Consider the following 14138-nt stretch of genomic DNA (forward strand, 5'->3'; position numbering starts at 1 on the left):
GGTTGTTCTTTCGGGGTCGGCGTAAATCCGTCCATGGAGCCTAGGCCTCGGCATCCATGCCTCGGACTACCCCGAAAGAACAACCCACTACCCGACACTCGCGCTTGCAGCGGCACAAGCAACTTGATCAGCTAAAAGTTCGGTCGTTAGGAAGCCATTTGCCATGAAGGTTATGAATCATGCAATTGGCTGGATGTTCGAAAGGAACTCTTGATTTTTTATTTGAGTCTGAGAAACCACGAATGGTGCGAGGGGTGTGGGGTCGGGTGTTCTCGTTCGGGGTTGTCTAAGGCATGGACTAAAGCGCCGGGAGCGTTTTAGCACGAGCGCAGCGAGCCCGGAGGGTGAATCCCATGGATGGGGTTCATATCCCGAAGCCAAGCTTACAGGGAAGTATTTACAGCGACCCCGAACGAGAACACCCGATTCCTCACCCCAAACTCAGAGGCAGAGCAACCGGAAGTTAATGCAACCACTTACTCCTTAACGCCACCCTGAGTAAGCCCGGCAATGAACTGCTTGGAGGCCAGCATGAAGGCTAGGATGGTGGGGCCCATCATGATTAGGATACCTGCAAACATCATGTGCCACTGGATTGAGAATTGCTGGTTGAAGCGTTGCAGGCCCAGGGTGAGTGGGTAGTTGGCTTCTGATTGCAAAAAGATCAGCGGTAAGAAGTACTCGTTCCAGGCTTGCACGAAGGTCAGCAGGGCAATGGTGGCGATGGCGGGTCGCATTAGGGGGAAAATGATGCGCCAGTAGAGGGTGAAGGGCAGAGCGCCGTCCATCTTGGCGGCTTCTTCCAATTCGGTCGAAATACCTTTCATAAAGCTGACCAGAATGAATACCGACACCGGCATCATGCTGGCACTTTGAACCAGAATGACCCCAAGCAGCGAATCGAGCAATCCGAGCGACCGCACAATGTCGAACAGCGGTGCCAGAGCGAGCCGGATGGGGATGATGACGCCGAATAAAAAGCAGATAAAAATAAAGGTACTGCCTTTGAACGGCATCCGCGCTAGCACAAAGGCGGTGGTGCTGGCGCAGAAGGTAACCAGCACGACGCAACTGACCGCGATGATGGTTGAATTGGCAAAGTACTGCGCAAAATTGGCGTTGACCCAGGCCTTGGCAAAGTTGCTCCAGGTCCAGGGGTCTGGCAGGCCGAAGGGTTCGCGAAATACCTGCCCGACGTTGGGCTTCAGTGCGTTGAGTACGGCTGCGCCGAAGGGAATCAGCACCACCGCTACCCAGGCGAGCATGATGAATTGCACCAGCAACTGTTCACGTTTGTTGAGCTTAAAAATCTTGTCCATAACGGCCTCAGGTTTTCCGTAGATTACGCAGCGCGAGGAAGATGGCCGCCGGTAAAATCATCAGTGCGGTTAGCAGCCCAATGGCCGCTGCCAGCCCGAAATTGGTGTCGGTGGTGTCAGCACTGCCGCCAAAAGCGGTGCGGAACAAAAAGGTACCCATGATGTCGGTTGAGCGCAGCGGGCCGGCTTCCGGACCCATGATCAGCAGAATGTAATCGGCGTTGTTGAACACATCGACCAGCACGATCACCGTGATCAGAATAAAAGCCGGGCCAAGCACCGGGAACACGACATGACGGATCGATTGCCAGCGACTGGCGCCATCGAGCATTGAGGCTTCGAGCAGATCGGTTCGAACCGCGAGAATGCCTGACAAAATCAGAATGATGGCGAACCCCATGCGGTGCCAGGAGTAAAACAACGCCATGGTAATCAACGAAGTGTCTTCCGAGCCTAAAAAGGGAATAGGCGCGTCGGCCAGGCCCCACTGGGTAAGTGCCGCGTTCAGTGGGCCGCGCGGGTGTACAAATAAGTCGAGCAAATAAGCAACGGCAGCACCAGCCATCGGGTAGGGCAAAAAGAACAACACCTGATAGGTTTTCCGACCGTAAGTGCGAAAACTCAGCAGTAGCGCCAGGCCAGTACCAATAATCAAAAAGCAGCCAATGATGACCGTAAAAAAGATCACATTTTGAAGCAGTGCGTTGATCATCTGATCGCGGTAATAGGGTTGGGTCAACACTTTTGCAAAGTTGTCGAGGCCAACAAATTCTTTCGGGCCAATACCGGGCCAGTCGACCAGGCTCAGGTAAAACAGCATCAGCAACGGAATAAAATTGAACACGCTGTAGAGCAGTACGCCGGGCGTTAGCAGCAGCGTGCGCTGAATTTTTTCAATCGTGCGATAGCTGAGCTTTACACGGCTGGCTTGTTTGTCGTCTGGCATGTCGGCGGTGCTCAGTGGAGCCAAAGGCTCAGCGGGGGCATGTCGTGTCATGATAGTCACATTTGCAGGCGGTAGAGAAGAGGGAGCGGGAGCCTAAAAGAGGCACCCGTTCAAGCATGTGTTGCCCAAGTTTTTGGCGTTGGCAGGGATGCAAGCGGCGGATGCCGGTGATGCTTCTGTGGGGGAGTCCGCAGCATGGATGCTGCGGCCTAGGCCCCATGGATGGGTTTACGCCGACCCCACAGAAGCATCACCGGTAGCCGACGCGGACCATGGCCACCGAAACTCGAGTCACAGTGCGCAGTTAGCCGCGCCTATGTAATCCGACTGGTTCAGACCAGACTGGATCTTTTCAGCCAGACCGCGCGGGGTAATCTTGCCCGCCAGTAACTCTTGCAGACCTTCCGAGACCAATGGGCGATAGCCCGGGTCGACGCTGATCAGTGAATCGGCAAAGAACGGCTGGGCGACCAGAGAGTTGTTGGCGATCATCTCTGAGGCCATTTGCACGCGCTCATTGTTTACGTCAACCGGGTAGTTCGATGCAGGTACGGCTTCGACCAGGTCGGCAAACAACTGTGCGAACATCGGCGAGGCGTAAAATTCCAGCACCTTCTCAACCGCTTCAATGTCGTCAGACTGCGGGTTGTAGGCCAGGTGCGCATCGGTAAAGCCATAGACTTTATTCGCCGAGCCCGGAATGGCCATGTAGCCCAATTGCAGCTCAGGGTCTATCTGATACATAGGAGAGGCCGGGGTTGCAGACCAGATGCCGTCGATCATCATCGCCGAGGTACCCAGTGCTACACCGGTGCGCATGGCACCGTAGTCATCCGCCATCGGGTTCGGGTTCAGGTAGCCTTTGTCCTGCCAGGATTTAAAGCGCGCCATGGCGTCAACATAAATGTCGTCGGTAAAGCAGGCCGTGCCTTCCACAACACCCTGGGCCCATTCATCGCTGGTTAGGCCCGCCAGCAGTGTTTCGTGCAGTACCTGGTTCAGGTACCAGCCATCACGACCATCGACGTGAAGAGGCACGATGCCCTGAGCTTTCAGGTCTTCAAAGGTGGCTTCGAGTTCTTCCAGATTGGTCGGTTCCGTGGTCAGTACCGACTTGTTGTACAGAATGGACTCCATCTGCATCACAAAAGGCACGCCATAAACCTGGCCATCGCTGCCGGTCGCGCCCGCCAGGGCAGCCTCGCCAAAGGCCGACATATCAATGCCGAGGTCGCTGACCGGAGCCGCAACACCCGCGTCGATCCAGGGTTGCATCCAGGCAGAGCCGGCTTTGGCATGGTAAAGGTCTGGCCGGTTGGTCTGCATGTCAATACGCAGCTTGGATTCAATGTCTTCGGTATAGACGTTCAGGTTGATCTGAACACCCGGGATCAGGTTTTTCTCGTTGATGTAATCAATCAGCGCCTCGTCCTGAATACGCCAGCTGTACATTTCTACCGTTGTGCTTTCCGCGAAGGCCAGGTGGCTGGTAGCAAGTGTGGCCGCTGCAGTCGCCAGAACCAGGGTCTTTTTGATGAGTTTCATATGAACCTCTTTATTGTTGGCAGATCACAGCCTGTGATCTTTTTTAATGAATGCTTCGATAAGGGCAAGCCCAATATAATACCAATGGTAGTACCAAGCAATAACCAGCCGGATTTTTCTTGTTGCTTTTTTGAGCCTCTCTCAAAATAATCAAACAAATCAGTTGCTTACCAGCTCGCGGTTTCATCACGAGCGGCAATACCAAGGTGAGCCAACAGGTTCATCGTTACCCGGGCATCCCGTTCGAACTGAGCAAAAGTGCGCTCTGCGCCGGTGCCCCAGGCCACCTCGGCGGTTGCCAGCAGGCGCGGAAACCACATGTACTCGGCATGAAGTGGGGTTTCGACGATCTCGGTCCATAGACAGGCCTGAACCCCTTTGATCTTTGCCTTAGCGGCGTCAGAGAGGCCAGCCAGTGGATCGAACGCCCAGGCTTTTTTCAGATTGACGGTTCCGGCCCAATAGTAGCCGGGGTCGAGAGGCTGATCCGTCACGGCCAGATCGAAATAACAATGGTGGGCGGGGGTCATTATCACCGGGTGCCCGGCCTCGGCGGCGGCCTGGCCCGCCTCAATGCCTTGCCACGACATCACCCAGGTTTCGGTGGAAACGGCCTGCCCGGTACGAATTTCCTCCCAGCCGACAACGGTCTTCCCCCGTGCCTGAACTTCTCGCTCCATCTCTGCCATAAAAGCACCGTGCAAGGTATCAACAGGCTGACCGCTCTGCTCGGACCAGGATTGGGCAGCCGGTGACCCCTGCCAGACGCCGTCAGGTACTTCATCCGACCCGAGATGGAACAAGGGTCCGGGAAAGAATGAGCACCACTCGTCGAGCAGGGTTCTCATCACTTCAGACGTCTTCGGCAAAGCGGGGTTGATCACATTGCGGCGATGGTGCTGAACACTGGTGTAAACAGAGGTATCGTCTGGCTCAACCAGTTCTGGCAAAGCAATCAGCAAGGCCCGGGCGTGGCCGGGGATATCGAGTTCCGGCACCACGGTGATGCCCAGATCCCGTGCGAGGCTCACGGTTTCACGAATTTCATCAGGCGTGTAAGCCCCGCCGTAGGGCTCGGAACCGGAGCCCATTTGCGGGCACACAGGCAGGTCGTGCCCCCGCCAGGCCGCAATGCGGGCCAGTTCCGGGTAAGCCTCGCTCGGCACACGCCATCCATCGTCATCGGTCAGGTGCCAGTGAAAGTGATTGAATTGCAACAGGGCCAGGATATCCAGCCAACCCTGGACAGTACCGGCCTGAAAGAAGTGCCGTACCACATCCAGATGCACACCGCGGTACGCAAAAGCCGATGTACCAGCCAGAGTGACGCCCGGTTGCGAGCCGGCCAGCATCCATTGCAGCAGATACTGCATCAGATACGCCTGGCCAGCGTAAAAGCCTGATTCATCTCGATAACTCAATTCAGCGCCCTGATGATCAACTTTCAGTCGAAAGCTTTCGGCAAGGTCGCTGGCGAGCGTGGCGTTAATGGGAAAACCATCATCAGCCAGCGCTGGGCTGGAAGTATTGAACCGGGCAATGAGCCGCTGATACCAGCCAGTGTTCCAGGCTGGGCCAGAGGTTGCAGCTATAAATCGCAGAGCGATCGGACAGGGAATCGAAGGCGAGTCAGCGCTTAAATGACTGGGTCTGGGAATAAAACTCAGGGTATCGGGGGGCACCGCAACGGGTTTAATACAGTGTCGCTCTGCTTCACCTTCGAACCGAACCGGCAGGCGTTGCTCACCCTGAACCAGATATACACCGTAGGGGCGATCGGTCAGCTTTTTCAGCTCATTCTTACCTGAAAAACTCACGGTCACCGCCTGTTGGCCTGTCCAGGGTGTCTCCAGTTCGAGGCGATGCCAGTCGCCCTGGGCATCCAGCAACCGGGCGCCTTCCAGGCTCGACAGGTCCATAGGGTGCGCGATACTGAAACAGAGTTCGGTTGCGCCCGGTTCCCTGGCTACCGCTTGAGGCAATGTCAGAATCAAATGATAGTGGCCATCCCGGGCGGTGATGGCGAGTTCGGCCGTTAATGTCATGTCTGAGTCCTTAATGTTTTTCTTAAAGGTATTATATTGGTATTGTCATGGCCAGTGAAAGGTCGTATTCTTGCCCGAAATAATTCTGACCGCCATGTTGTCAAAACTTGAGATCAGAGTAGCAACAACAACTAACCTGAACGACTGTCATTAATGGTTTTAAATTCCCAAATTGATGACATACCGAGTGCTGACTGCCGGGTAGGCTTATCCGGGGTAGTCTGAGGCATGGATGCCGAAGCCTAGGCCCCATGGACGGGTTCACGCCGACCCCGGAGAAGCCTACCCGGTAGCCAGCACGGATTAAGCCACAAAAAAAGGAGGCGCCGGAAAATGACAACCGCAACGAGTTCGCCTCTTTTTATGGGGATCGACGGGGGTGGGACTTCCTGCCGGGTTCGGCTGGCAGATGGCGATGGCCAGGTGCTGGCTGAAGCCAGTGCCGGTAGTGCCAATGTGTATCAGAGCGTTGAGACCAGTTGGGCCTCGGTTGATCAGGCTACGGCCACTGTATTGCAAGCCAGTGGCTTGCAACCGGCGGACCGGAAAAGATTGGTGGTTGTGGCCGGGTTGGCGGGTTCTGAAATCGAGTCTGCTGCGTCCGCGTTTTTGGCACGACCCCATGGCTTTGCCCGGTTCCAGTTATTGAACGACGGCCAGATTGCCTGTGTTGGTGCCCATGACGGTGACGACGGTGCCTTGCTGGTGGTTGGCACCGGCGTGATTGGTGTGTCGTTTCTGCAAGGGCAGTGGCGTCAGGTTTCTGGCTGGGGCTTTCCGCTGGACGACGGCGGCAGTGGCGCCTGGTTGGGTTTGCAAGCCGTGCGACATGCCCTCTGGCAGCGGGACGGCCTGGTTCAAGGCAGTGAACTGACCCGGGCAATCTGGAAACTGCACAATGATTCTGCCAGTGGTCTTATTGGTTGGGCCCAAAAGGCCAAGTCCGTCGATTATGGTAAGCTGGCGCCTTTGGTAATGGATTGGTATGACCAGGCCGACCCCATTGCCCGCCAGATCGTCTCTGACCAGCTCGACATCCTGAATCGACTGCTGGACGCCCTGAGCCCGACCCCCCAGCCACTTGCAGTGATGGGCGGCCTGGCCGCCCGGGTTAGCCCTTTGCTGGCAGAGCGACATCGTTTGCAACTGCGCACCGCGCAGGGCGACGCACTGGACGGGGCACTGCGGTTGGCCCAGACGAGGAGTCCCGACTGATGGCCACAGCACCGCTTAACGATCAGGACCTGATCGATTTTCTGACCCCGAACCCGGATCGCCCCGGGTCACTTTATACGCAACTGTCTCGCTCCCTGAGTCAGGCCATTCACGAAGGCCTTCTCAAAGACGGCGACTATCTATTGCCCCAGCGTGAGCTGGCAGTTGCGCTGGGTGTCTCCCGGGTCACCGTGCGCAAAGCCATTGAAGCACTGGTGAATGAGGGGTTGCTGCGCCAGCGCCAGGGTGCAGGCACGGTAGTGACCTCAGGCGAACGCAAGTCGATTCACAAGAACCTCTCGGTTTTGAACAGCTTTACCGAAGACATGATTACCCGAGGCCTTGAGCCCTCGTCGGAATGGGTAAGCCGGATAACGGTGCAAAGTTCACCACGCGAAGCCATGGCGTTGAATCTGTCGCCCGGAAGCCGGGTTGGTCGTTACACCCGGGTGCGCTTTGCCAGTGAAACCCCCATGGCCTACGAGATTGCCTCGGTGCCCGGCAGCATTATTGCTGACGCTAAAGACGTGAACGTGTCGCTGTATCAGGCGCTCGATGAAGCCAATGCCCGGCCGGTTCGCGCCCTGCAAACCATGACTGCGCACAACGCCGATGCCGAAGTGGCGCGGCATCTGAACATCGCGCCGGGTGATGCGGTGCTGTACATCGAACGCCAGGGCTTCGATAGCAGCAACCGCCCGGTGGAATTTACCCGGTCCTGGTACCGGGGTGACATCTACGATTTCGTGACTGAATTATCGGCGATGCCGGCCTGAGCTTGTTGGCCTGGCCGAACAAGACCGAACAATCAGTCATTAACCCGGGTTTGTACCGGGTTCGGCCAGGAAGGACAGAGTATGCATACGGCATTAATTGCCCCCGCTGTATTTGACGGTTTTGAACGACTGGGTACCAGTGCGCTTCTGATTGAAGGCGACACCCTGGTGGGTCGGGTTTCGCCAAGCGACATCCCCTCGCATTACGCTGCAGAAACCTTGCAGGGCGGCTTGCTGGCACCGGGTCTGCTGGACCTGCAGGCCAATGGTGGCGGTGGCGCGCTGTTGAACAATGACCCGAGTCTATCGACTTTGAAGACGATGGCCGAAGGCCATGCCCGCAAAGGCGTAGCCCGCATTCTGGCGACAGTAATTTCCGATACCCGAATGGTGACCGAGCAGGCGGTAGACGCCGCCATTGCTGCCAGTGCCGATCCGCATTTTGGTATTCTGGGCATTCATGTTGAAGGCCCGTTTTTCAGTAACGAACGCAACGGGGTGCACCATCAGGATCAGTTGCGCAAACTTGAGGCAGCCGACTGGCAGTGGCTGGAGCGGGCGTCGACCATTCCGGGCATCGTTACGCTGGCGCCAGAGCAGGTAGCGGTTGCCGACATTCAGCGTATGGCGTCGCTGGGTTTGCGCGTCAGCGCCGGACATACCAATGCGGTGTTTGATGAGGTAAACGCAGCCATCCATGCTGGCTTATCCGGTTTTACCCATTTGTTCAATGCCATGCGCCCGCAAACCGGTCGTGAACCCGGTGTGGTCGGGGCTGCTCTGGCCAGTGATGAAACCTGGTGCGGCGTGATCGCCGATGGCATTCATGTGCACCCGGCCTCTTTGCGATTGGCCTTGAAAGCCAAGCCCAGAGGCAAGGTCTATCTGGTCAGCGATGCGATGGCGACCATCGGATCGGTCGACAAGCAATTCAGGCTCTATGGTGAGTGGATTTCCGAAGTCGATGGCCGCCTGGTTAATGCGGCGGGCCGACTCGCTGGCAGTGCCATTTCCCTGGTCGATGCCGTGCGTTATTGCTGCGAGCACTTGCAGGTTCCAGTCGATGAGGCCATTGCGATGGCCAGCCGCTACCCGGCTGAATATCTGGGCATCGACGACCGCTTCGGTAGTCTGCGGCCGGGGCGCATGGCCGATCTGACCTGGTTCGATGACGCCATGAACGTGAAGGGGCTCTGGCGGGCTGGTAGTAGGTTGGTGCCATGAGTTCGAAATTCTGCGGCCGAATTTGGTTCGGTGGTTGATTGAGGAATTGTGGCAATCGGATCGCCGGGTATGCCGACTGAAGGTACGCCGTGAACCCATCCGTGGGGGCTCGAAGACAGCATCCATGCTGTCTCACGACCTTCAGTCGGCACACCCGGCGATCCTTGGATAGTCAGTGGTTGAACCGTACGAATTTCTAACCCTTAGTAACCGTTTCACTCATAGCAAACATTTCATTTAATCATCTTCGAGCCGTTGACATGCAAATCGTAATTCTGGATACACCCGAACAAGTCGCCAGCTATGGTGCAGACCGGTTCGCAGAGCAGTTAAATAACAAGCCAGACTCTGTTTTGGGCCTGGCTACCGGCTCAACCCCAATTGCGTTGTACAACGCATTGATTGCGCGGGTTAAGCGCGGCGAATTGAGCTTTGCCAAAGCTCGTACTTTTAATCTGGATGAATACCTGGGGTTGGCCGGTACACACCCACAGAGCTATCGGTACTTTATGAATGAGCATCTGTTTCGGCATCTGGATATTGATCTGGCCAATACGGCCGTGCCTGATGGTGCTACCGAGGAACCACTGGCCGCCTGCGATGCGTATGAAGTCGCGATTCAGGCCGCCGGTGGTATCGATTTGCAGTTATTGGGCATTGGTCGCAATGGTCACATTGGTTTTAACGAGCCCAGTTCCAGCCTGGCGTCGCGCACTCGGGTTAAGACGCTAACGCCGGATACGGTGAAGGCCAACCAGCGCTTTTTTGATGACTGTGAGTTTCAGCCGCATCTGTCGATCACCATGGGCATTGGCACCATTATGGAAGCCCGGCAGGTTCTGCTGCTGGCGACTGGTGAGAACAAGGCGGCGGCGGTGCGGGCGACGGTAGAGGGCCCACTCGCGGCACGGTGCCCGGCGTCTATTTTGCAGATGCACCCCAAAGCCACGCTGGTACTGGACCGGGCGGCGGCCAGCCAGTTGGAAGATGTGGCGTTTTACCAGTACATCGAGCAGGAAAATCAGCGCCTGCCCGGCGTTTGAACTCTGTGGTAGGGTAGCGAGTTCACTCCGAGTACAGAGACGCAGTATGGCCATTCTGGTGGATATGACCGGCAGCGAAAGCCGGCTCGATGCGATTAAAACCGATTTCAAGCGACTGGGTATTACCGATCCGGTCTGGTTACCGGGTGAAGACTATGACCCGGCCAGCATTGAGTTGGTGCTTGCCTGGAAGCCGCAGGTCCGTGACTGGTCAGCCTATACAAGGGTCAAGCTGGTGCAGAGCTGGGGCGCCGGAGTGGATCACCTGCTGGATGCTGGTTTTCCCGCCGACTGGCCGGTGGCCCGTTTTATGGGCCAGTCTCTGAAAGACCGGATGGTGCGTTATGTCTGTGCTCAGTTGAGCAACTGGCAGCTGGATATGCCTCGACTGGTTCATGCCCAAAACGAAAAGCACTGGGACTGGCACGATGGCCGCTGGGGCGAGCAGGTGCTGATTCTTGGCCTGGGTGAACTCGGCCAGTCTGTGGCGAAAGCGCTGGTGGTGCAGGGCTACAAGGTCAGTGGCTGGAGCCAGTCGCCGAAGCAACTCGGCGAAGTTGAATCCCTGACCGGGAAGTCCGGTTTGAACGCCGGTCTGGCCAGGGCGGATTATCTGATCAATTTATTGCCACTGACTTCCGCCACCCGCGGGCTGCTCGGCAGCGAACTCTGGGCACGGTGCGAGCGCCAGCCTGTGGTCATGAATGTGGGCAGAGGTGCGTCGCTGGCTGAAGATGATCTGATACCCGCGCTAGAAGTCGGGCTGCTTAGCGGTGCCATTCTGGACGTATTCGAGACGGAACCGCTGCCACCGGAGAGCCCGCTCTGGTCGCACCCGAACATCTGGGTCACGCCGCACATTGCCTCGATCAGCGATCCGTCGGATGTGATTCGGCTGGCGATTGATAATCTGCGCCAGGTCCGGGCCGGCGGGCCGCCCCGGTACCCGGTAGATCTGAGCCGGGAGTATTGAGCAGGGGCTTCGACAGGCTTTGGGTGAGCGGCACTGGTAAAAAAAAACGGGCCTAAGCCCGTTAACGCATCACGCTGAAAGCGATGTCTGAATAGCACAGATTTACTCGGTGATGACGGTGTCGATCACGTGAATGACACCGTTTGAGGTTTCAATGTCGGTGGCGATAACGGTTGCGCCGTTAACCATGACTTTGCCGCCCATGACTTCGATCGTCAGGGTTTCACCGGTAATGGTTTCGGCGCTGCTCAGGCCGACGACGTCTTCGGCCATCACTTTACCGGCCACGACGTGCAGGCCCAGAATGGCGCCCAGGGCTTCCGGGTCTTCCAGCAGGCTGTTCAGAGTGGCGCTGGGGATCTTGTCGAAGGCGGCATCATTAGGGGCAAACACGGTGAAAGGTCCGTCGCCCTGCAATGTTTCGACCAGACCAGCAGCCTGAACGGCAGCGACCAGGGTGTTGAAGTCGTCGGATTCGATGGCAGTTTCAACTATGTCTTTGCTGGCCATGTGAGCGCCGGCAAACGCCGTTGCTGCGAAGACTACGGAAGCCAGGGTAATGGTAGCGCGTTTGATCACGTTCATATCAGTAAAGCTCCTGTCGTGCGTTATCGGTTCGCGGGATAAACGGTATCCGGCGATTTCAAGGTTAGGATCTGCACTCGACAGATCGAACTGCCCCCTAGATACGCTTCTGGTTCATCAACCGGTTTGTTAAGCAAAACTGGGTGTCTTGCGCAAAATATTCCGTCAAACCAGTTCATATTGACCCTCGTATACGGGCTGGCAGTCCGCCAGATGTCGTTAGAAAGTAAAGAAACCATGCTATACAGAGCCTTCGATTTCCCGGGTCAATCGCGACAGGAATGAGACAGTTTATGCCGGGAAGGAAGCAATACCCCAGGCCGGGCCCAAACCTGTGAGCACAGTGCGAATGGCGCTTGACTTGGCTTGAATGCGAACGTATGTTTCAAACGATCGTTTGAACACTGAAGTCGGTTCGGTTCTACCCGCTTACGTTATGGTTGAACTGAGCTGGCCGCTTACCGCCTACGGGCCCTGTTGAGGTGAACACAATGCCAGCTTATAAAGCCCCCCTGCGCGATCTGCAGTTCGTCATGCATGAAATGCTTAACGCAGAAGCCCACTACCAGGCCATCGGTGCCGAAGATGCCACCCGCGACATGGTCGATGCCATCATGGGTGAAGCCGCCAAGTTCTGTGAAGAAGTATTGTCACCGTTGAACCAGGTGGGCGATCAGGAAGGCTGCACCTGGAACGACGGCGAAGTGACCACCCCGACCGGTTTTAAAGCGGCCTATCAGCAGTGGGTCGATAACGGCTGGCCGTCACTGGCGCAACCGACCGAATTCGGCGGCCAGGGCCTGCCCGATTCGATCGGCAATGTGGTCTCTGAAATGGTCTCTACCGCCAACTGGGCCTGGGGCATGTACCCGGGTCTGTCGCACGGTGCGATGAACACCATCGAACTGCACGGCACCGATGAGCAGAAGGAAGTCTATCTGTCGAAGCTGGTGTCAGGCGAGTGGACCGGCACTATGTGTCTGACCGAGCCGCATTGTGGGTCTGACCTGGGCACGCTGAAATCCAAGGCCGAAGAAAACGCCGACGGCTCTTACGCCATCAGCGGCACCAAGATCTTCATCTCTTCCGGCGAACACGATATGGCCGAGAACATCGTTCACATCGTTCTGGCCCGTCTGCCAGGTGCTCCGGAAGGCACCAAGGGCATTTCGCTGTTCATCGTGCCCAAAGTCCTGCCCGATGGCACCCGTAACGATGTTAAATGCGGCTCCATCGAGCACAAGATGGGCATTCACGGCAACGCCACCTGCGTTATGAACTTCGATGGCGCCAAAGGCTTCCTGATCGGCCCGCCGAACCAGGGCCTGAAGTGCATGTTCACCTTTATGAACTTTGCCCGTCTGGGTACGGCGATGCAGGGTGTTGCTTCAGCCGAGCTCTCCTTCCAGGGCGCGCTGACGTATGCTCGCGATCGCCTGGCGATGCGCAGCCTGACTGGCCCGAAAGCACCGGAAAAGCCGGCTGACCCGATCATTGTTCACCCGGATGTGCGTCGCATGCTGCTGACCCAGAAAGCCTTTGCCGAGGGCGGCCGCATGATGATGATGCACGCCAGCCAAATGGTCGATCTGGTCAAATACAGCAAAGACGAGGCTCAGAAGAAAGAAGCCGATGATCTGCTTGGCTTCCTGACGCCGATTGCCAAGGCCTTCCTGACCGAAGTGGGTACCGAAGCCGCCAACCACGGTGTGCAGGTTTACGGTGGTCATGGTTACATTCAAGAGTGGGGCATGGAGCAAATTGTTCGCGATAACCGCATTGCCCAGTTGTATGAAGGCACTACAGGTATTCAGGCACTCGACCTGCTCGGCCGTAAAGTGCTGATGACTCAGGGCGAAGCGCTGAAGAATTTCACCAAGATCGTGCACAAGTTCTGCAAGGCCAATGCGGAGAACGAGGCCATCAAACCGATGGTGACGCAACTGGCGACGCTGAACAAAGAGTGGGGCGACCTGACCATGCAGATCGGTATGAAAGCCATGCAGAACCGCGAGGAAGTTGGCGGCGCAGCGGTCGATTATCTGATGTACTCAGGCTACGCTGTGCTGGCGTACTACTGGGCGCTGATGGCTGAAAAAGCTCAGGCAACCCTGGCCGCCGGCACCGATGAAGTCGATTTCTACCAGGCCAAGCTGACCACGGCTCAGTTCTACTTCGACCGCATTCTGCCGCGCACCGCCGGACACAAAGGCTGCATGTTGGCCGGTGTCGACAGCACCATGGCACTGGATGAAGCGCACTTTGCGTTTTAAACCTTTTCTAGCGGGCTCTGATGAGCCCGTTTTGTTAAGTGGCACCCGGTTGGGTTTGCTGTTGCGCCAGGGGTTCGTATCAGGCACCGGGTATGGCTATCCGGGGTCGGCGTGGACCCATCCATGGGGCCTAGATCGCAGCATCCATGCTGCGAACTTCCCCGGATAGCCATACCCGGCACCTGCTACTTAGC

At 56.8% G+C, this 14138-nt stretch carries 11 protein-coding genes; 6 read left to right on the top strand and 5 right to left on the bottom strand.

Annotated elements, in window-relative coordinates:
• Positions 1-476 precede the first annotated feature (476 nt).
• The 4 genes from ACHUE7_RS03060 to ACHUE7_RS03075 all read right to left on the bottom strand — a co-directional run bounded on the left by ACHUE7_RS03060 (position 477) and on the right by ACHUE7_RS03075 (position 5855).
• Positions 477-1319, bottom strand: coding sequence for a carbohydrate ABC transporter permease (locus ACHUE7_RS03060; RefSeq protein ID WP_127556757.1), 843 nt, complete (start codon positions 1317-1319; stop codon positions 477-479).
• Between the two features lie 7 nt (positions 1320-1326).
• The gene (locus ACHUE7_RS03065; protein ID WP_348477374.1) at positions 1327-2316 is read right to left on the bottom strand and encodes a carbohydrate ABC transporter permease; all 990 of its coding nucleotides are present in this window, start codon (positions 2314-2316) and stop codon (positions 1327-1329) included.
• A gap of 240 nt (positions 2317-2556) precedes the next feature.
• Positions 2557-3810, bottom strand: coding sequence for an ABC transporter substrate-binding protein (locus ACHUE7_RS03070; RefSeq protein ID WP_127556756.1), 1254 nt, complete (start codon positions 3808-3810; stop codon positions 2557-2559).
• A gap of 167 nt (positions 3811-3977) precedes the next feature.
• Positions 3978-5855 (bottom strand): beta-N-acetylhexosaminidase, encoded by a 1878-nt coding sequence (locus ACHUE7_RS03075; RefSeq protein WP_394168675.1) that lies wholly within the window; start codon positions 5853-5855, stop codon positions 3978-3980.
• 333 nt (positions 5856-6188) lie between these two features.
• On the opposite strand from ACHUE7_RS03075, the gene ACHUE7_RS03080 reads away from it, so the two are divergent.
• The 5 genes from ACHUE7_RS03080 to ACHUE7_RS03100 all read left to right on the top strand — a co-directional run bounded on the left by ACHUE7_RS03080 (position 6189) and on the right by ACHUE7_RS03100 (position 11086).
• Positions 6189-7070 (top strand): glucosamine kinase nucleotide-binding domain-containing protein, encoded by an 882-nt coding sequence (locus tag ACHUE7_RS03080; protein WP_394168676.1) that lies wholly within the window; start codon positions 6189-6191, stop codon positions 7068-7070.
• The gene (locus ACHUE7_RS03085; RefSeq protein ID WP_394168677.1) at positions 7070-7846 is read left to right on the top strand and encodes a GntR family transcriptional regulator; all 777 of its coding nucleotides are present in this window, start codon (positions 7070-7072) and stop codon (positions 7844-7846) included. The genes ACHUE7_RS03080 and ACHUE7_RS03085 overlap by 1 nt, the downstream gene beginning before the upstream one ends.
• An 81-nt stretch (positions 7847-7927) precedes the next feature.
• The gene (gene nagA, locus ACHUE7_RS03090; RefSeq protein WP_394168678.1) at positions 7928-9070 is read left to right on the top strand and encodes an N-acetylglucosamine-6-phosphate deacetylase; all 1143 of its coding nucleotides are present in this window, start codon (positions 7928-7930) and stop codon (positions 9068-9070) included.
• 260 nt (positions 9071-9330) lie between these two features.
• A complete protein-coding gene (nagB, locus tag ACHUE7_RS03095) occupies positions 9331-10113 on the top strand; it encodes a glucosamine-6-phosphate deaminase (protein ID WP_394168679.1) in 783 nt (260 codons plus the stop codon).
• Positions 10114-10159: 46 nt separating this feature from the next.
• Positions 10160-11086, top strand: coding sequence for an NAD(P)-dependent oxidoreductase (locus tag ACHUE7_RS03100; protein ID WP_394168680.1), 927 nt, complete (start codon positions 10160-10162; stop codon positions 11084-11086).
• A 102-nt stretch (positions 11087-11188) separates the two neighbouring features.
• Here the strand turns inward: ACHUE7_RS03100 and ACHUE7_RS03105 are convergent, their stop codons facing one another.
• Positions 11189-11671: a fasciclin domain-containing protein gene (locus ACHUE7_RS03105; protein WP_394168681.1), complete on the bottom strand. Its 483-nt coding sequence runs from the start codon at positions 11669-11671 to the stop codon at positions 11189-11191.
• A gap of 491 nt (positions 11672-12162) precedes the next feature.
• On the opposite strand from ACHUE7_RS03105, the gene ACHUE7_RS03110 reads away from it, so the two are divergent.
• A complete protein-coding gene (locus ACHUE7_RS03110; RefSeq protein WP_394168682.1) occupies positions 12163-13944 on the top strand; it encodes an acyl-CoA dehydrogenase C-terminal domain-containing protein in 1782 nt (593 codons plus the stop codon).
• Positions 13945-14138: the final 194 nt, after the last annotated feature.

Source organism: Saccharospirillum alexandrii, from assembly GCF_043641555.1.
Taxonomy (GTDB): domain Bacteria; phylum Pseudomonadota; class Gammaproteobacteria; order Pseudomonadales; family Natronospirillaceae; genus Saccharospirillum; species Saccharospirillum alexandrii_A.